Source organism: Phenylobacterium sp. (genome assembly GCF_036501465.1).
Classification (GTDB): Bacteria; Pseudomonadota; Alphaproteobacteria; order Caulobacterales; family Caulobacteraceae; genus Phenylobacterium.
Genome location: NZ_DASYAF010000126.1, coordinates 1 through 17,958, shown reverse-complemented (window position 1 = coordinate 17,958; position 17,958 = coordinate 1). Strand labels below are relative to the sequence as shown.

Annotated in this window: 17 protein-coding genes; 11 read left to right on the top strand and 6 right to left on the bottom strand. The window is 68.6% G+C overall.

Annotation, left to right across the window (positions count from 1 at the left end):
* Nucleotides 1-2 precede the first annotated feature (2 nt).
* From maiA to VGL85_RS13200, 3 genes are all read left to right on the top strand, one after another.
* Complete coding sequence (maiA, locus tag VGL85_RS13210) at nucleotides 3-647, top strand: maleylacetoacetate isomerase (RefSeq protein WP_331589410.1); 645 nt, start codon at nucleotides 3-5, stop codon at nucleotides 645-647.
* Nucleotides 648-1,277, top strand: a complete 630-nt coding sequence (locus VGL85_RS13205) for a carbonic anhydrase (protein ID WP_331589409.1) — start codon at nucleotides 648-650, stop codon at nucleotides 1,275-1,277.
* A 227-nt stretch (nucleotides 1,278-1,504) separates the two neighbouring features.
* Nucleotides 1,505-2,848, top strand: coding sequence for a pilus assembly protein TadG-related protein (locus tag VGL85_RS13200; RefSeq protein ID WP_331589408.1), 1,344 nt, complete (start codon nucleotides 1,505-1,507; stop codon nucleotides 2,846-2,848).
* A 115-nt stretch (nucleotides 2,849-2,963) separates the two neighbouring features.
* On the opposite strand, the gene VGL85_RS13195 is transcribed toward VGL85_RS13200, so the two are convergent.
* Both VGL85_RS13195 and VGL85_RS13190 read right to left on the bottom strand, forming a co-directional pair.
* A complete protein-coding gene (locus VGL85_RS13195; RefSeq protein ID WP_331589407.1) occupies nucleotides 2,964-3,917 on the bottom strand; it encodes an isopenicillin N synthase family dioxygenase in 954 nt (317 codons plus the stop codon).
* Between the two features lie 10 nt (nucleotides 3,918-3,927).
* Nucleotides 3,928-5,829 (bottom strand): monovalent cation:proton antiporter-2 (CPA2) family protein, encoded by a 1,902-nt coding sequence (locus tag VGL85_RS13190; RefSeq protein ID WP_331589406.1) that lies wholly within the window; start codon nucleotides 5,827-5,829, stop codon nucleotides 3,928-3,930.
* A gap of 125 nt (nucleotides 5,830-5,954) precedes the next feature.
* Between VGL85_RS13190 and VGL85_RS13185 the strand changes: the two genes are divergently transcribed.
* Nucleotides 5,955-6,665: a CoA transferase subunit A gene (locus VGL85_RS13185; RefSeq protein WP_331589405.1), complete on the top strand. Its 711-nt coding sequence runs from the start codon at nucleotides 5,955-5,957 to the stop codon at nucleotides 6,663-6,665.
* Nucleotides 6,665-7,318, top strand: coding sequence for a 3-oxoacid CoA-transferase subunit B (locus VGL85_RS13180; protein ID WP_331589404.1), 654 nt, complete (start codon nucleotides 6,665-6,667; stop codon nucleotides 7,316-7,318). The genes VGL85_RS13185 and VGL85_RS13180 overlap by 1 nt, the downstream gene beginning before the upstream one ends.
* Nucleotides 7,319-7,328: 10 nt before the next feature.
* Here VGL85_RS13180 and VGL85_RS13175 read toward each other — a convergent pair whose 3' ends face one another.
* Entirely contained in the window at nucleotides 7,329-7,634 is a 306-nt protein-coding gene (locus VGL85_RS13175) for a hypothetical protein (RefSeq protein ID WP_331589403.1), read from the bottom strand.
* A gap of 173 nt (nucleotides 7,635-7,807) precedes the next feature.
* On the opposite strand from VGL85_RS13175, the gene msrA reads away from it, so the two are divergent.
* A complete protein-coding gene (gene msrA / locus VGL85_RS13170) occupies nucleotides 7,808-8,410 on the top strand; it encodes a peptide-methionine (S)-S-oxide reductase MsrA (protein WP_331589402.1) in 603 nt (200 codons plus the stop codon).
* Here msrA and VGL85_RS13165 read toward each other — a convergent pair.
* The gene (locus VGL85_RS13165) at nucleotides 8,407-10,068 is read right to left on the bottom strand and encodes an ArnT family glycosyltransferase (RefSeq protein WP_331589401.1); all 1,662 of its coding nucleotides are present in this window, start codon (nucleotides 10,066-10,068) and stop codon (nucleotides 8,407-8,409) included. The two genes, msrA and VGL85_RS13165, sit on opposite strands and share 4 nt — an antisense overlap.
* 206 nt (nucleotides 10,069-10,274) lie before the next feature.
* Between VGL85_RS13165 and VGL85_RS13160 the strand changes: the two genes are divergently transcribed.
* The 4 genes from VGL85_RS13160 to VGL85_RS13145 all read left to right on the top strand — a co-directional run bounded on the left by VGL85_RS13160 (nucleotide 10,275) and on the right by VGL85_RS13145 (nucleotide 15,498).
* On the top strand, nucleotides 10,275-12,911 hold the full coding sequence (locus VGL85_RS13160; protein ID WP_331589400.1) for a TonB-dependent receptor: 2,637 nt from the start codon (nucleotides 10,275-10,277) through the stop codon (nucleotides 12,909-12,911).
* Between the two features lie 171 nt (nucleotides 12,912-13,082).
* Entirely contained in the window at nucleotides 13,083-14,087 is a 1,005-nt protein-coding gene (locus VGL85_RS13155; RefSeq protein WP_331589399.1) for an agmatine deiminase family protein, read from the top strand.
* A complete protein-coding gene (gene aguB / locus VGL85_RS13150) occupies nucleotides 14,087-14,965 on the top strand; it encodes an N-carbamoylputrescine amidase (RefSeq protein ID WP_331589398.1) in 879 nt (292 codons plus the stop codon). The genes VGL85_RS13155 and aguB overlap by 1 nt, the downstream gene beginning before the upstream one ends.
* Nucleotides 14,962-15,498, top strand: a complete 537-nt coding sequence (locus tag VGL85_RS13145; protein WP_331589397.1) for a GNAT family N-acetyltransferase — start codon at nucleotides 14,962-14,964, stop codon at nucleotides 15,496-15,498. The genes aguB and VGL85_RS13145 overlap by 4 nt, the downstream gene beginning before the upstream one ends.
* Here VGL85_RS13145 and VGL85_RS13140 read toward each other — a convergent pair.
* Nucleotides 15,495-16,373 carry a MaoC/PaaZ C-terminal domain-containing protein gene (locus VGL85_RS13140; protein WP_331589396.1) on the bottom strand — a complete coding sequence of 293 codons (879 nt, stop codon included), beginning with the start codon at nucleotides 16,371-16,373 and terminating at the stop codon, nucleotides 15,495-15,497. The two genes, VGL85_RS13145 and VGL85_RS13140, sit on opposite strands and share 4 nt — an antisense overlap.
* A gap of 201 nt (nucleotides 16,374-16,574) precedes the next feature.
* Between VGL85_RS13140 and VGL85_RS13135 the strand changes: the two genes are divergently transcribed.
* Nucleotides 16,575-17,378, top strand: a complete 804-nt coding sequence (locus VGL85_RS13135; RefSeq protein ID WP_331589395.1) for a SapC family protein — start codon at nucleotides 16,575-16,577, stop codon at nucleotides 17,376-17,378.
* A 237-nt stretch (nucleotides 17,379-17,615) separates the two neighbouring features.
* Here the strand turns inward: VGL85_RS13135 and VGL85_RS13130 are convergent.
* The coding region (locus VGL85_RS13130; protein ID WP_331589394.1) for a hypothetical protein at nucleotides 17,616-17,958 on the bottom strand (343 nt) is incomplete at its 5' end.

The following is a 17,958-nucleotide window of genomic DNA, read 5'->3' as shown; positions in this document are numbered from 1 at the left end:
GGATGAGCTTCACCCTCTATTCCGCCTGGCGCGCCACGGCGCCCTATCGGGTGCGCCTGGGCCTGAAGCTGAAGGGCGTCGACTACGCCTATTCGGCGCTGGACCTGATCAAGGGCGACCAGCGCGCGCCGGAATACGAAGCCGTCAACCGCCAGAAGCTCACGCCCGCGCTCGACATCGGCGGCGGCCGCGTGCTGACCCAGAGCCTGTCGATCCTGGAGTGGCTGGAAGAGACCCATCCGGAGCCGGCCCTGCTGCCGCAGGGCGCGCTGGCGCGCCAGGCCGTTCGCGCCATGGCGCTGATCGTCGCCTGCGACATCCATCCTCTGAACAACACCCGCGTGGGCCGCAAGCTACACCACATGGGGATCGACCAGGCCGGCATCCTGGAATGGACGCAGGGCTGGATCCGCGACGGCTTCGACGCCCTGGAGCCGATGGTGGCGAAGTACGGCGCCGGCTGGGCCTTCGGCGAGACGCCGACCATCGCCGACTGCTGCCTGATCCCGCAGGTCTATTCCGCCAACCGCTACCAGCTGGACTTGTCGCCGTGGCCGGCGATCCGCGCGGTCGACGAACGCGCCAAGGACCACCCGGCCTTCCAGGCCGCCCATCCGAACAACCAGCCCGACGCGGTTCCCCTCTAGATGCTTGACGATCTGAAGGCCAACAACCGCCGCTGGGCCGAGCGCAAGGTCGCGGCCGACGCCGGTTTCTTCAAACGGCTGGTCGGCCAGCAGGCGCCGGAATATCTGTGGATCGGCTGCTCCGACAGCCGGGTCCCGGCCAACGAGATCATCGACCTCGACCCGGGCGAGGTGTTCGTCCACCGCAACATCGCCAACCTCACCCCGCCGCAGGACGCCAATTACCTGTCGGTGCTGCAGTTCGCGGTCGACGTGCTGAAGGTGAAGCACATCCTGGTGGTCGGCCACTACGGCTGCGGCGGGATCGCGGCGGCGGTCGACGGCCAGCGGCGCGGCCTGATCGACCATTGGCTGCACCCGATCCGCGAGGTCTGCCACGAGCATCAGCACGAGCTGGACGCCATTCCCGAGGAACGCACGCGCCTCGACCGGCTCTGCGAACTGAACGTCATCCGCCAGGTGCGCAACGTCACGTCCGACATCATCGTCCAGGACGCCTGGGCGCGGGGCCAGAACCTCTGCGTCCACGGCTGGGTCTACTCCCTCGGCACCGGGCTGGTCACAGACCTTAACGTGACAGTTGGCGGGCGAGAGGAGCTGGCGCGGCTCGAGGATGAAGACCGCCCCTAGCCGCCCCGAGTGGCGACATGGTGAACGCTTCTGTTCACTATAAGTGTGTTGAATCAAAGTTTTACCGTTCTTCGTAACGGATTGCGCACGCTGTTGGGTCAATCTGGGTCCGTACTAATCGGATTCAGGTGATCCAAATGCGGACCCTCTTCAGACAGCACGCCCTCAAAAGCTCCCTTGCGCGGTTCCTTGCGCGGTTCGCTCGCGACCGCCTGGGGGTTTCCGCCGTGACCTTCGCCATCACCTTCGCGGTGCTGGCGCCGATGTCGCTGGGAATCTTCGACGTCTTCACGATGACCCAGCAGCAGGGGAGGTTGCAGGACGCGCTGGACGCCGCGGCGCTCTACGCCGCCCGATCCACCGCGACCACGACCCCGGATATCAACACCATCGGCAACAAGGCCCTGGTGGCGAACCTGCAGCTGATCCCCGGCGCCACCTTGCAGTCGTCGAGCTTCACCCTGGTCAGTACGCCAGGCGGCGACACCAAGGTCACGGGCACCGCCCAGGTGAGCCTGCCGGCCTATGCGCCCACCGAGTTCACCCACGCGCCGATCAGCGTGAACACCGAGGTCACCCGTCCGGGCAACAACCTCGAAGTCTCCCTGGTGCTCGACAACACCGGCTCGATGGCCGGCACGCCGATGACCAGCCTGCAGTCGGCGGCCAACCAGCTGATCGACCTGGTCGTCTCCGACCAGCAGTCGCCCTACTATTCGAAGATGGCGATCGTGCCCTATTCGAACGCCGTCAACGCCGGGACCTATGTCAACACCGTGCGGGGCACGCCCACCACCGCGCCCAGCCCGATCGCCTCGCCCTGCATCGACCAGGTCGGGTGCACCAAGATCAAGTTCACGCCCTACTCGGGCTCCACCCATCCCACCTATAACGTATCGAACTGTGTCAGTGAGCGGATCGGCATCCACGCCTTCGACGACACCGCCTACAGCGCGGCCAGCGGCGCGGTGGGCTGGGTCTATCCGCCCAGCGACGGCTCGAACAACTGCATCAGCGCCGCCATCCAGCCGCTGACCAGCAACAAGACCACGCTGCACAACGAAATCGGCACCCTGACGGCGGCGGGCTCGACGGCCGGCGCCATCGGTGTGGAGTGGGGCTGGTACATGATCTCGCCCAGCTGGGGCCCGCTGTGGCCCTCCGGCAGCCAGCCGGCGGCCTACGGGACCGACAAGCTGATCAAGGCCATGATCCTGATGACCGACGGCGCCTTCAACACCACCTACTGCAAGGGTGTCGTTTCGGGCCCCACCTCGGCCACCGACGGCACCTCGGGCGCCACCACCACCCACGCCGCCTGCGCCTCGCCGAACGGCGACTCCTTCACCCAGGCGCAGACGCTGTGCACCAACATGAAGGCCGCGCCGAACAACATCGTGATCTACACCGTGGCCTTCCTGCACGGCGGCGCCGATCCACAGGCCCAGGCGATCCTGGCCAACTGCGCCACCGATGCGGCGCACGCCTACGTCCCCTCGACCGGAGCCTCGCTCACCTCGGCCTTCCAGTCGATCGCCGCGGACCTCAACAAGCTGCGGATCTCGAAGTAGCTGCCCTCTCCCCCGGGGCGCAGCTCCGAGAGGGAGAGGATCGGGACTGGACCGGCGCCCGCGCCGCCCTCTCCGCGATCCTCTCCCTCTCCCCTTGCGGGGGAGCGGGGGTTTTTCAGGCGAGCTTGATCTCCCGCAGCCGCTCCTGGAGGAACTCATCGGCGGTGATCGGCGTCGGATAGCGGTCCGGATGGGCCGCATCGACACAGTTCGGCAGCGTCCGGATGCAGTAGTCCGAGTTGAAGTGCAGGAAGAAGGGCGTGGAGTAGCGCGGCACGCCCCGGCGCTCCGGCGCCGGATTGACCACCCGGTGCGTCGTCGACGGCAAGCGGTGGTTGGTCAGTCTCTGCAGCATGTCGCCGATGTTGCAGACCAGCGAGCCCGGCGGCGGATTGATCGCCAGCCACTGGCCGTCGCGGTCCAGCACCTCCAGCCCCGCCTCCTCGGCCCCCATCAGCAGGGTGATGACGTTGATGTCCTCATGCGCGCCGGCGCGGATGTGCGGGCCGTCCTTCGGCACCGGTGGATAGTGCAGCAGGCGCAGGATCGAATTGCCGAAATCCACCGTGTCGTCGAAGAAGTGGCGCTCCAGGCCCAGGTAGACGGCGATCGCCTCCAGCACCTTCAGGCCCATGGAATCGAGCGCGCCGTAGAGCCAGCCCACGCTCTCGTGGAAGCGCGGCAGGTCGGCGTCCGGCCAGACGTTGTCGGCCATGTGGTCGCGGTACTTATGGCCGGCCGGCAGATCGCGGCCGACGTGCCAGAATTCCTTCAGGTCGAAGTGGGCGGCGCCCTTGGCGGTCTCGATGCCGAACGGCGTGTAGCCGCGCTGGCCGCCCACCGGCAGCGTGTATTTCAGCTTGGCGGCCTCCGGCAGGGCGAAGAAGGCCTTGGCGTCGTCGAGGGCCGCCTCGATGCGATCCTGCGGCAGGCCGTGGTCGCTGATCACCGCGAAGCCGAAGCGGGCGAACGAGCCGCCCAGCTTGTCGGAGAAGGCCTGGAAGTCCCACTCGAATTCGCGGAACGAGACGGGGTCGATGCGGGGCGGAAGGGTGTGGGCTTGGCTCATCTGCAGCTTTCTACACCCGCTCTTTCGGGCGCTCCACCCGCTCCGGCTGGCCCTTGCGCGCCGCGCGGGTCTCCTCCTCGGCCTCCTCGGCGGCGATGCGGGCCATTTCGGCGCGCAGCACCTTCTCGGTGGTCTCGCGGCTGTCGCGCGAGGCCATGACGTAGCGGTCCTCCTCGCCGGCCAGGGGCGCGAGCTGCTTCCACAGCTCCGCATCCTGTTCGCGGAACAGGCCGGCCGCGCGGCTGGCCCGGCGTTCGCTGAGGCCCAGTTTCAGCAGCGCGCGGCGGCCATAGTTCAGCGCGCTCTCGAAGGTCTCGCGCTCCACCTCCACCCCCGGGGTCTTGATCAGCTCGTAGGCGTGGCGGCGGTCGAAGGCGCGGGCGAAGATCGCCAGGTGCGGGAAGGCGGCCCGCGCGCCCTCCACCATCTCGACGGCCTTGTCGCGGTCGTCGATGGCCACCAGCAGCAGCCTGGCCTTCTCGGCGCCGGCGGTGCGCAGCAGATCGACGCGGCTGGCGTCGCCATAGTGCACCCGCCAGCCGAACCGGCGCAGGATCTCGATCTGCTCGATGGAGTTCTCAAGCAGCACGACCTTGAAGTTGTTGGCCAGCAGCAGGCGCGTGGCGATCTGGCCGAAGCGGCCGAACCCGGCGACGATCACATCGGGGTCGCCCTCGTCGAAGGGGATGTCCTCCGGCGTCTCGCCCGGCTCGTCGCGGCCCAGGATCAGCCGGTCGTAGGCGGCGGTCACGATGGGCGTCGCGGCCATGGAGACGGCGACCACGGCGGTCAGCATGCGCGCCAGCGCCCCGTCCATCACATGGGCGCCGACCACGAACCCCAAGAGGACGAAGGCGAACTCGCCGCCCTGCGCCAGGCCCACGGCCGTGGTCAGCGCCACCCGGTGCGGCGAACGGAACAGGCGGCCGCAGACGTACATGGCCGCCGTCTTGGCGACGATCAGCCCGATCACCGCAGCGGCGAGGCCCAGCGGGTGCTGGCGCACCAGCCCCACGTCCAGCTCGGCGCCCACGGTGATGAAGAACAGGCCAAGCAGCAGGCCGCGGAACGGCTCGATGTCCGTCTCCAGCTCCTGGCGGAACTCGCTGTCGGCCAACACCACCCCGGCCAGGAAGGCGCCCAGCGCCGGCGACAGGCCCACCAGCTCCATCAGCGCCGCCACCGCCACGACGATCAGCAGGGCCGCGCCGGTGAAGATCTCGCGCAGGCGCGCCGCGGCGATGAAGCGGAACAGCGGCCGGGTCAGGTAGCGGCCGCCGCCCACCACCACGGCCACCGATCCGAACTGCGCCGCCATCCGCGCCCAGATCGGCAGGTCGCCCAGCGCGCCGGCCACCGAGGTTCCGCTTGGCGGCGAGAGCGTCGCCGCGCCGTGCGGCGCGAGCAGCGGCAGCAGGGCGAACAGCGGGATCACCGCCAGGTCCTGGAACAGCAGCACCCCGAACGAGGCCTCGCCCACCGGCCCCTGGCGCACGCCCTTCTCCTCCAGGCTCTGCAGGACGATGGCGGTGGACGACAGGGCCAGGATCAGGCCGGTGGCGAAGCCCAGGCGCCAGTCCAGCCCGAAGGCCAGCGAGCCCGCGCCCACCAGCGCCGCGGTGGCCAGCAGCTGGGCCGAACCGACCCCGAAGATCGCCGTGCGCATCCGCCAGAGCAGCGCCGGGCGCACCTCCAGTCCGATCAGGAACAGCAGAATCACCACGCCGAACTCGGCGAAGGTTTTCACATCGGCCTCGGCGCCGACCAGGTTGAGCGCGAAGGGTCCGATCAACAGGCCAGCGATCAGGTAGCCCAGCACCGAGCCCAGGCCCAGCCGCTTGGCGATCGGCACGGAGATCACGCCGGCGGCCAGATAGACCATGGCCTGGACCAGGCTGGCGTAGCCGTTCACGGCCGGGCTCGCGGGCTGGGCATGGCGGCATGGAGGCAGTCCCGTCCGGTCTTGGCCAGCCTTTTTCTGAGGCTCAGCTCGCCTTGCCCGTTCCCAGATGCTGCGTCGCGGCGTAAAGGGCGCCCATGGTCAGCAAGACAGTGAAAGACGCCGCCGACGCGCTCTCGGGCGTGCTGTTCGACGGCATGACGATCATGGCGGGCGGCTTCGGCCTCTGCGGCATCCCGGAAAACCTGATCGCGGCGATCCGCGACCACGGGGTCAAGGACCTGACGGTGGTCTCCAACAATTGCGGGGTCGACGACTTCGGCCTTGGCCTGCTGCTGGCGGGCGGCCAGATCCGCAAGATGATCAGCTCCTATGTGGGCGAGAACAAGCTGTTCGCCGAGCTCTACCTGTCCGGCAAGCTGGAGCTGGAGTTCAACCCGCAGGGCACGCTGGCCGAACGCATCCGCGCCGGCGGCGCGGGCATCCCCGCCTTCTTCACCCGTACCGGGGTCGGCACCCTGGTGGCCGAGGGCAAGGAGGTCCGCGAGTTCGACGGCGAGAAATATGTGATGGAGCGGGGCCTCACCGCCGACCTGGCCATCGTCAAGGCGTGGAAGGGCGACCACGAGGGCAACCTGATCTACCGGATGACCTCGCGGAACTTCAATCCGATGATGGCCACCGCCGGCAAGGTCACCCTGGTCGAGGTCGAGCACCTGGTCGAGACCGGCACGCTGGACAAGGGGAACATCCACACGCCCGGCATCTACGTCGATCGCATCTTCCAGGGCGCCCACTTCGAGAAGCGCATCGAGCAACGCACCCTGCGCGCTCAGGAGACCGCATAATGTCCTGGACCCGCGAACAGATCGCCGCCCGCGCGGCCATGGAACTGCGCGACGGCTTCTACGTGAACCTGGGGATCGGCATCCCGACCCTGGTGGCCAACTACATTCCGCCGGGCGTCGCGGTGACCCTGCAGAGCGAGAACGGCATGCTGGGCATGGGGCCGTTCCCGACCGAGAACGAGGTCGACGCCGACTTGATCAACGCCGGCAAGCAGACCATCACCGAACTGCCGATGAGCAGCTATTTCAGCTCCGCCGACAGCTTCGCCATGATCCGCGGCGGCCACATCGACATGGCGATCCTCGGCGCCATGCAGGTGTCCGGCGCCGGCGACCTGGCCAACTGGATGGTGCCCGGCAAGATGGTCAAGGGCATGGGCGGGGCCATGGACCTGGTGGCCGGCGTCAAGCGCGTGGTCGTGGTCATGGAGCACACCGAGAAGTCGGGCGCGCCCAAGCTCGTCCGGGCCTGTTCCCTGCCGCTCACCGGCCAGGGCGTAGTCGACCTGGTGATCACCGAACTCGGCGTGTTCGACGTCAGCCGCGGCAGGAAGCCGCTGACCCTGCTGGAATTGGCGCCCGGCGTGGCCCTCGACGAGGTGAAGGCCAAGACCGAGGCGTCGTTCGAGGTCGCCCAGGCCGTGGCGGCCTAGGATCCCGGGCCTAGGTTCCGGGCAGCTTCCCGGAATCGATCTGATAGGGGCGCAGCGCCTGGGCCTGGCGGGTCGCGGCCTGGTCCACGCGACGGCGCTCGGTGATCTCTTCCTGGGTGGCGCAGACGCGCTTGGGGAACAGGGTCCCCAGCACCGGCTCGTCCTGGCAGACCAGCCGGCGCTTCTGGATCTCGACCTTGTCGGGGACCTTGGGCGTCACGGTCAGCGGGCTGGCCGTCGGCCCGGACGGCGCTGCGGCGGTGGCGGGCGCGCCGGCCATCAGCACGACGGCGGCGGACAGGGCGGCGAAGACCATGGCTCCTCCAAGGACGCAGGTTCGCCGAACAGGCTAACCCAAACCCGCGGCCTGTCCAACGCGGAGCCGCCCGCCCGTCGCCAGGCGCCACCGCCACACCAGGGGGTAACCTCAGGCGGCGGATTTGCGTATATTGGGTATCCCGAGGCTCACCGATGGCATTCCGCAAACCCATGAGAACCCAGCTTTTCGCGGCCGTGGCCGCCGCTTCGCTCCTCTTCGCCAACGCCGCGCCGGCGGCCGGCGCGCTCAAGACCGCGATCTTCGCCGGCGGCTGCTTCTGGTCGGCCGAGCACGACATCGAGCACACCAAGGGCGTCACCGACGTGGTCGTGGGCTACGCCGGCGGGACCACCAAGAACCCGAACTACGACCACCACGACGGCTTCCTGGAATCGATCAAGGTCACCTACGACCCGTCGGTGATCAGCTATGCGCAGCTGGTGGACGCCTTCTTCCACCACATCGACCCGACCGATCCCTCCGGCCAGTTCTGCGACCAGGGGCCGAGCTACCGGACCGCCGTGTTCACGGCCGACCCGCAGGAGAAGGCCGAGGCCGAGCTCATCAAGTCCCAGGTCGGCCAGCAACTGCGGATGCCGATCAAGACCATGATCCTGGGCCCCACCACCTTCTGGATGGGCGAGAGCTACCACCAGCACTACGCCGAGAAGAACCCCGGCAACTACATGGCCTATCGCATCGGCTGCGGCCGCGACCGCAGCCTCAAGGCCGTGTGGGCGAAGCCGCCGGGCGGGAACGAGCGGGGCCGCTAGGGCCAGAATCGCCAGGGCCAGAATCGCCAGGGCTGGAATCGCTGGGGCCCGACCCCGTCGGGCCCCAGCTTGGCGACCACTTTGTCGCCGGGTTTCCACTGCGGGTTGGGATAGCCGGTCTTCGGGTCCCGCGGCTGCGGGCGGAAGCCCTCGCCCACGAACATGGTCAGCAGGCGGCTGTGCTTTCGGTCCAGCCAGACGTCGTCGATCTCGGGGCGCAGCACCTTGGTGAAGTCGGCCGCCATCTCGGTGTCGAACCAGCCCTCGTAGGCCACCGCCAGCACCCGTTGGCCATTGGCGGGGCCGAGCGGCGCGCTGGCCTCGGCTTGGTTGCCGACCCGCTCGCCGCGGATCCAGATGGCCAGCTTCGGGGCCAGCGGCTGGCCGAAGTAGCTGCGGCCGTAGTAGGCCAGGGCGTCGTAGAGGAAGCGGTTGTTGACCGCGACGGCCGATATGCCGCCGATCTGCTCGCTGCGCGCCTTGCGGATCACCGCCTCGGCCGTCTGGTCCCAGCCCCGGGCGCGTTTCAGGCTGTTGGCCTGGCCCAGGCTGTCGGCCAGGCGCGGCTGCAGGACGACCGCGAAAAACGCCGCGGCGATGACGCCCTGGATCGCCAGGGCGGCCACGGCGAGCCTGTGGGCCCGCCAGCGGGTGAGCCAGGCCGCCACCAGCACCGCGCCGGCCAGATAGCTCGCCCCCGACCAGTTGGCGTTGGCGCGGCTGACGAAGGCCTGGGCGGCGACGATCAGGATCGGCGGCAGGGTGAAACAGAGCAGCAATAGATCCGGGGGCTGGAGCCGCCTGCGGGCCCCGAGGATGGCGGCCCCGGCCAGCAGCACCGCGAACGGAATCGGCCCGAACACCGCGAACTGCGTCCCCAGGAATTCGCCCAGCTCGCCGATGTTGAACAGCTGGCGGCCGATCCAGTTGGCGTCGCTGGCGGTGTGCCGGAAGGTGGCGAATCCGTGGGCGGCGTTCCAGGCCAGGTTGGGCGCCAGGACGGCGGCGAACACCCCGAGCGCCAGGGCCGCGGCGGCCGGCGACCAGCTCCGCCGCGCGGTCTTCGAGACCACCAGGTGCAGGGCGATCCCCACCAGGGCGTAGACTGCGGCATATTTACTCAGGAACGCTAGGCCCAGCGCGGCGCCCAATCCGGCCGCCGGCGCCAGCCTGCGGCCGGGCTCGGCGCCCTGGAGCGCCGCATAGGCCAGCAGCGCCAACCCCAGGAAGAACAGCAGCGGCGCATCGGTCGCCACCGCCAGGGCCGACAGCTGGATGCCCGGCGCCAGCGCATAGAGCGCCGTCGCCAGCAGGGCCGTGCGCCCGTCGTAGAGCCGCCGCGCCAGCAGAAAGACCGTGAACGCCGCCCCGCCCTGGAACAGGGCCGCCGGCAGCCGCACCCAGGGCTCCGTGTCACCACCCAGGGCGGTGGAGGCCCAGATCGCCCAGGCGATGATCGGAGGTTTCGAGAAGTAGCCGAACGCCAGGCTGCGCGACCAGAGCCAGTACTGCGCCTCGTCGGGATAGAGCTCCAGCGGTGTACGGAACAGCGCGATCAGCCGAATCAGGGTCAGGCCGCCCACCAGCAGCATCGCCGTGCGGGTCTCGGCCTGCTGCTGGAGCGCTTGGTCGGGGTCAGGCGTCCGTGGGCTCACCATTGCCCCGCTCCCTAACCGGAACCGGGCGCCCGGAGCAGGGCGCCGGCGCCACAGTTGGCGGCTTTGAGGCGTCGCCGACGTTTCGAGTGGTCACAACCGTAGCAAAACCGTCACCATCGGATGCCAATTGCACGATATACGGCTAAATCAAGACTGCGGAGTCGTCTGGGGTGATGTCTCCGGGGCTGTTCCATGAGGGGAATTAGATGCAAGTGAAACTAAATCGCGCACTCTGCGCGAGCACCGCCTTGGTCACTGGTCTGCTGATGGCGTCGGGCGCCTTGGCGCAGTCGACCGCCACGCAGGTGCAGGAACTGATCGTCACCGGCGCGCGCGGCCAACCGACCGTCTCGGGTGTGATCACCCAGGTCCAGGAAGCCAAGGACGTGGCGGTCATCAACAACGAGTTCTTCTCCCACCAGCAGGCGGGCCAGAACTTCGCTCAGCTGATCAACCTGCTGCCGGGCGTGAGCTACACGTCCGAAGACGCCTACGGGAACCTGTCGGGCGACCTGCGCATCCACGCCTTCGACGGCCCGCACATCGGCATCACCATCGACGGCGTGCCGGTGAACGATTCCGGCAACTACGCGATCTTCCCCGGCGAATACCTGCTGCCGGAGATCACCGACCACATCACCGTCAACCTCGGCGCGACCTCGGTCGACAGCCCGACGGCCTCGGCGCTGGGCGCCTCCGTCGACATCGTCTCGAAGATCCCGACCAAGGACCGTGAACTGATCTTCGCGCCGACGGTCGGCTCCAACGACCTCACCCGCTACTACGTCGAAGGCGAAAGCGGCGAGATCGGCCCCTGGGGCACCCGGATCATGCTGTCCGGCAACTACGACCACTACGACAAGTTCGTCGGCGCCGGCGACGAAATGAAGGAAGGCTTCGACGCGCGCATCTACCAGCCGCTGAAGGGCAGCGACTTCATGAGCCTGGCGGCCGGCTTCCTGCTGGAGCACGACTACTTCTACGACACCTCCTCGCCGGCCCAGTTCGACCAGGCCGCGCTCGGCGTCGGCAAGAACAACCTCGACTACAACACCCAGTGGGCGCCGCCGACCGCGCGGGCCGGCATCGCCGACACTCCGCCGCTCGGCACCGGCCCGCTGATCAACAAGGGCTCCACGCCGGGTTTCAACCAGGGCAACGACCCGTTCGGCGACGGCCTGGAAGGCAACTTCTGGGCCCTGCACCCGAACCCGGTGATCTTCGGCACCATCCGCGGCACCTCGAAGTTCTCGATCAACGACAAGCTGTCGGTGACCTTCGACCCGTCGTTCTTCTACACCCTGGCCAACGGCGGCGGCGTGTTCTCGGTCAAGGAGAACGACCCGCGCCTGAAGGGCAACAACCTGGCCTCGCCCGGCGTCGACCTGAACGGCGACGGCGACACGCTCGACACCGTCAACCTCTACGGTCCCAGCAACACCAACACCCGCCGCTACGGCCTGCTGACGGCGTTGCTGTACGACATGGACGACCACAACCACTTCTCGCTGAACTACACCTTCGACGACGCCCACCACCGCCAGACCGGCGAAATGGGCTTCATCGATCCGGTGACCGGCCTGCCGGGCTCGATCTTCGGCGGCAAGCAGGGCTGGGGCTCGACGCAGGTGAAGACCGCCGACGGCAGCATCCTGCGCACCCGCGACCGCGCCTCGGTCGCGTTGCTGAACCAGGTGGCCGGCAACTACATCGGCAAGTTCATGGACGACCGGCTGCACATCAACATCGGCATCCGCGCGCCCTTCTTCAAACGCGACCTGAACCAGTTCTGCGACACCTTCAACGGCACGACGGTCCAGTGCGACAGCGTCGACCAGTCCCTGGTGGTCAACGCCCTGAACCAGGACATCGCCCTGGGCAAGGCCGCGATCGCCGCCGGCAAGGCCGTCCCGAGCAGCGCGGTCAATCTGAACACCCTGCTGCTGGGCGCCGGCTCGACCACCATCAAGTACGACCCGGCCACCGGCCTGCCGAACTTCCGCCTGCCGTTCCGCCAGACCATCAACTACAGCCACGTGCTGCCGAACGTCGGCGTCACCTACCGGCTGAACGACGACCAGATGGTCTACGCCACCTACGCCGAAGGCTTCTCGGCGCCGAAGACCGACGACCTCTACACCTCCGCCACCGCGGTGGTGCAGCCGGAAAGCTCGGACAACTACGCGGTCGGCTGGCGCTACCAGTCCCACCTGCTGACCACCTCGTTCAGCCTGTGGGATGTGGAGTGGAAGAACCACATCGTGCAGTCGTTCGACCCCACCGACCCGACGGTCAGCATCGACCGCAACATCGGCAACGTGCGAATCTACGGCGTCGACCTCGAGGCCGGCATCCAGCCGTTCGAGCACTTCTCGCTCTACGCCAACGCCGAGTTCTCCAAGAGCGACGTGCTGAGCGACGAAGTGGTCGCCACGGCGGGCGTGCTGCCGCTGGCCCTGCCCACCAAGGGCAAGGAACTGGTGCTGTCGCCCGACCAGTCCTACTCGCTGAACGCCCGCTATGACTTCGGCTGGATCGATGTCGGCGGCAACGTCGAGTACAAGTCCAAGCGGTTCCTGGACGACATGAACACCGCCAGCATGCCGGACACGACGTTCCTGAACGTCGACGCCCGCATGCCGATCAGCTGGTGGGGCGTGCAGAACACCTATCTGCAGCTCAACGTCTTCAACCTGACCAACACCCGCCAGCCGGACCGGGTCAGCTCGGTGACCAACGCCACGAACGTGGTCGTGAACGGCAACACGATCTTCGCCAAGTCGTTCTTCTACACCTACAACTCGCCGCGGACGATCTCGCTCACCCTGCACGCGCAGTTCTGATCGAGGGCTCCGGAGCGGAGTGTTTTGGGGGCGGCCCGGCCACGGGCCGCCCCTTTCATTTGAGGGCGAGAGCCCCTTGACGGCCAAAGCCTGGCGGACCATTTGCGCTCGTCCCCCGCTGTTCGCATTTCCCCTGCGTTTTCCGCGCTTAGCGTCCGCCCTAAGGATACGATGACCTTCACCGTCCCTCCCGAATGGGCGCCGCACCGGGCCATGTGGCTGGGTTTCCCCAGCCGTGCGGACCTGTGGGAGGACGACCTGGCGGCGGCCCAGGCCGAGGTGGCGGCCCTGGCCCGCGCGCTGGCCGGTCCGGGCGGCGAGCGCGTGCGGCTGATGACCGGCTCGCCGCAGGGCGAAGCCGATGCGCGCGCCCAGCTCGGCGGCGTGGACGGCGTCGAGATCGTCCCCGGCGCCTTCGGCGACATCTGGCTCAGGGACACCGGCCCGATCTTCGCCAAGGGGCCGGACGGCCCGGTGGCGCTGGGCTTCGGCTTCAACGGCTGGGGCGGCAAGTACCAGCTGGACCACGACGACACGGTCGCCGCCCAGATTGCCATGGCGGCCGGGGTCCCGCTGATCGCCCACGACTTCATCCTGGAAGGCGGCGCGCTCGACCACGACGGCGGGGGCTCGGTGCTGACCACCGGCCAGTGCCTGCTGAACCCCAACCGCAACGCCGGCTGGACCGACGCCAAGGCGCAGGCCGCGCTCGCCGGGGCGCTGGGCGCCAGGAAGGTGCTGTGGCTGGGCGAGGGCCTCGCCAACGACCACACCGACGGCCACGTCGACAACCTGGCCCGTTTCGTGGGGCCGGCGGCCGTCGCCTGCCCGATGGGCTTTGGCCGCAACGACCCGAACACCCGGGCCTACGACGACGCCGCGCGCCGGCTGGGCGGTCTCACCGACGCCGCCGGCCGCCGGCTCTCGGTGTCGCGCATTCCCTCGCCGGGCTGGATCGACGGGCCGGACGGCAAGGCCGCGCCCGCCAGCCACATGAACTTCCTGATCGCCAACACCGCCGTCATCGCGCCGATCTACGCCGAGGCGCCCGGCCGGTTCGCCGTCCAGGCGCTGGAGCACCTGTTCCCCGGCCGCCAGGTGATCGGCCTGCCGTCGCGCGCTATCCTGACCGGCGGCGGATCTTTCCACTGCATCACCCAGCAGGAGCCGGCCTGATGCCCCGAACCCTGTCCGTCGCCGCGATCCAGGCGCCGTTCGGCGATGACCTCGCCGCCAACATCAAGCGGGTGGCCGAGCACGTCCGCGAGGCCGCCGCCCGGGGCGCCCAGGTGATCCTGCCGCCGGAGCTGTTCCAGGGCCCCTACTTCTGCGTGGCCCAGGAGGAGCGCTGGTTCGCCCAGGCCCATCCCTGGCGCGAGCATCCGTGCGTCACGGCGCTGGCGCCGCTGGCCCAGGAGCTGGGCGTGGTCCTGCCGATCTCGATCTTCGAGCGCGAAGGGCCGCACTATTTCAACAGCCTGGTGATGGCCGACGCCGACGGCTCGCTGAAGGGGGTCTATCGCAAGAGCCACATCCCGGACGGCCCGGGCTATATGGAGAAGTACTACTTCCGGCCCGGCGACACCGGCTTCAAGGTCTGGGACACGCGCTTCGGCCGGGTGGGCGTCGGGATCTGCTGGGACCAGTGGTATCCGGAAGCGGCGCGGGCCATGGCGCTGATGGGCGCCGAGGTGCTGTTCTACCCGACCGCCATCGGCTCGGAGCCGCACGACCCGAGCCTGGACACCGCCGCGACGTGGCGCCGCGCCATGCAGGGCCACGCGGTCTCCAACGTCATCCCGGTGGTCGGCGCCAACCGCATCGGCTTCGAGGCCTGGGATGGCTATCCGAACGGCGGCCAGCTGTTCTACGGCTCCAGCTTCATCGCCGACCACCGCGGCGACCTGGTCCAGGCCTTCGGCCGTGAGGACGAGGGTGCGCTGGTCGCGGAGTTCGACCTCGACTTCCTGAAGACCCACCGTGCCGCCTGGGGCTTCTTCCGCGACCGTCGCCCCGACCTCTACGGCGCGCTGACCCAGGGCCGGCCGGCTTGATCGAGACCGAACGCCTGATCCTGCGGACCTGGTCGGACGCCGACCGCGAGCCCTACGCGGCGCTCAATGCCGACCCAAGGGTCGGAGACTGGCTGGGCGGCGTTCGCACGAAGGCGCAGACCGACGCGGCGATCGATCGTTTCAACGCCGGCATCGCCAGGAGTGGCTACGGCTTCTTCGCCGCGGAACGGAAAGCCGATGGCCGACTGGTCGGCATGATCGGCGTCGATCGGTTCGCGCCGGGTGAGATGCCGTTCGGCGAGGCCGTCGAGATGGCGTGGCGGCTGTCTCCGGATAGCTGGGGCGCCGGTCTGGCCAGCGAGGGCGCCGCCGCGGTCCTGGCGTGGAGCTGGGCGCGTGTGGACGATCCGGAGATCGTCGCCATCACCGCCCAGGCCAACCTGCGGTCCCAAGCGGTGATGCGCCGGATCGGCATGACGCCGGACCCGACGCGCGCCTTCGACCATCCGAAGCTGGCGGCGGACCATCCGCTCCGCCGCCATGTGCTGTTCTCGGCGCGCCGGCCGGCCTAGCTGCGCAGCACCGTCAGGCCGTTCTTGATCACGGTGGCCTCGCGGGCCTTCACCCGCGCCTCGAAGCTGATTTCCCTGCCGTCCTTCCAGAGGTCGACGGTGATCACGTCGCCGGGGAAGACCGGCGCCGAGAACCGCGCCTGGTGGCTCAAGATCTGATCGGGATCGTAGCCGGTGATCGCCTGCAGCACGGCGCGGCAGGTGATGCCGTAGGTGCACAGGCCATGCAGGATCGGCCGCGGGAAGCCGGAGCGTTTGGCGCTCTCGGGGTCGGAGTGCAGCGGGTTGCGGTCGCCGTTCAGCCGGTAGAGCAGGGCTTGGTCCTCGCGGGTCGAGATATCGACGGATAGGTCGGGCTTGCGCGAAGGCGTCGGGTGCGGCTCGGGCTGGCCCTGCGAGGGGCCGCCGAAGCCGCCGTCGGCGCGGCAGAAGCTGGAGCCGGTCAGGGTGGCGACCAGCTCGCCCTTGTCGTCCTTCCAGGTGGTTTGGTTCAGCAGCACCGCGCCCTTGCCCTCGCCCTTGTCGAAGGCGCCGACGGTGCGGCTTTCGGTGGTGAAGGTCCCGGCCGACGGCAGAGGCTTGTGCAGCTCCACCTTCTGCTCGCCGTGCACCAGCATCAGGTAGTTGGGCTGGCTCTGCCGGTGCCCAGGCTTGGTCGGCAGCGCCTCGCCGCGCCCGGCGCCGGAGGCCAGCACCGTGGCCGCCGTCGGCACCACCTTCAGCCCCTTCTCATAGACGAAGGCGAGTTCGGTCTCGTCCATCGGGTCGTGGCCGATGCCGATCCCCAGGGCATAGAGCATCACGTCCTTGTCGCCGTAGCTGAAGGTGCGCGGCTTGGTCCCCTGGTCGAGCACGTCCGGATAGAAAATGGGCACGGGCGATCTCCTTCATCTATGGGGTCGGCTTATGGGTCGGCTCTGGCGGCCGGGCATCTATGGCGAGGATCAAAGCCCGCCCGATCCGGGCGCGCAAGCGGCCCATTTGCGAGGGGCGGCCTGATCGGCTAGAGGAGGCGACCTTCCGCGGCGGGCGCCTTCCGGGCCCTTCGCGGCTTTCCTCGACCTCGAAGGCGCTTCATGACGACCCCCGCCACCGCCGGCATCTCCGGCAACGTCCTCTTCTACCAGCAGCCGGAACCGCTCTCGCCCGAGATGCACGGCAAGATCGGCGTCAAGAACATGGACGGCCCGTTCGGGTTCGCGAAGGTCGGCCACGCCATCCCGCTGACCGTGGGCGAGTTCCCCACCGCGGCGCTGACCGGCCCGATCATCTTCGTGGGCGAGGAGAAGATGCCGATCGCGGTCATGGGCCTGAACGCAGGCGAGAACATGTTCCTGCGCGACGACGGCCTGTTCGAGGCGGGGATCTACGTCCCGGCCTACATCCGCCGCTATCCGTTCATCTTCGCCAACGACGACCAGGCCAAGCAGATGGTGCTGTGCGTCGACCGCGCGGCGGAATTCATCGTCGACAAGGGCTTCGACATGCCCTTCTTCGAGGCCGACGGCCAGCCCAGCCAGTACACCAAGAACTGCATCGAGTTCTGCAACAACTTCGAGCTGGAGCGCCAGCGGACCATGAACTTCGTCCAGATCCTCAAGGACCTGGACCTGTTCGAGGAGAAGACCGCCAACTTCACGCCGACCAACCCGGACGGCTCGCCGGGAACGCCGCAGAAGATCGCCGACTACTTCGGGGTGTCGGAGGAGAAGCTCGCCAAGCTGCCGGTCGAGAAATACATCGAGCTGCGCGACAACGGCGCCCTGCCGCAGATCCACGCCCACCTGCTTTCGCTGCAGGGCTGGGACCGGCTGGTGGCGCTGACCCTCGTCAAGCAGTTCAACGCCCAGCAGGCGGCGACGGCCGCGCCGGCGGTCTAGGCGTTTCCCGATAACCGCGCCTCCCCGTGCGGGCGGGGACTCGGGGTTTTTGAACCACGGACCACACGGACCACACGAACGGATTCCTCCGGCCGCCTTCCGCGTGGGTTCGTGGCTTTGACTCCCGCTCATCCCGGCGAAAGCCGGGACCCATAGGGCGCACGGGGCCTGGGCGCCGTCCGCACGAGCGCATCAATTCAGCTTGGGTCCCGGCTTTCGCCGGGATGAGCGGGGGTTTCAGCCGGTGTCGGCCAGGGGTGGCTGGGCGCTGGTGTTGGCCGGGACGAGGGTCTCTGCGGTGGTGATGACCAGCTCACCGGTAAGGCGCATGTCGCGGGCCAGCGTCTCGGCCAGGACCGCGATGGGCATCTCGGCGAAGCCTGGGGCGTCGCAGGCTTCGTAGAGGCGCGCGTCCAGGTCTTCGAGGAGAACCTCGTATTCTTCGCTGTCGCCTTCGGCTTCGGTCCAGAGCAGGCGGTTGAGGATGTTCCGCACCCGGCGCTTCTGGTTTTCCTCAGGGGTTATGCGGCCAGGCGCTGGCTTGATGATCCGGCTCTCGCGCCGCTCAGCCTCGGCCGCC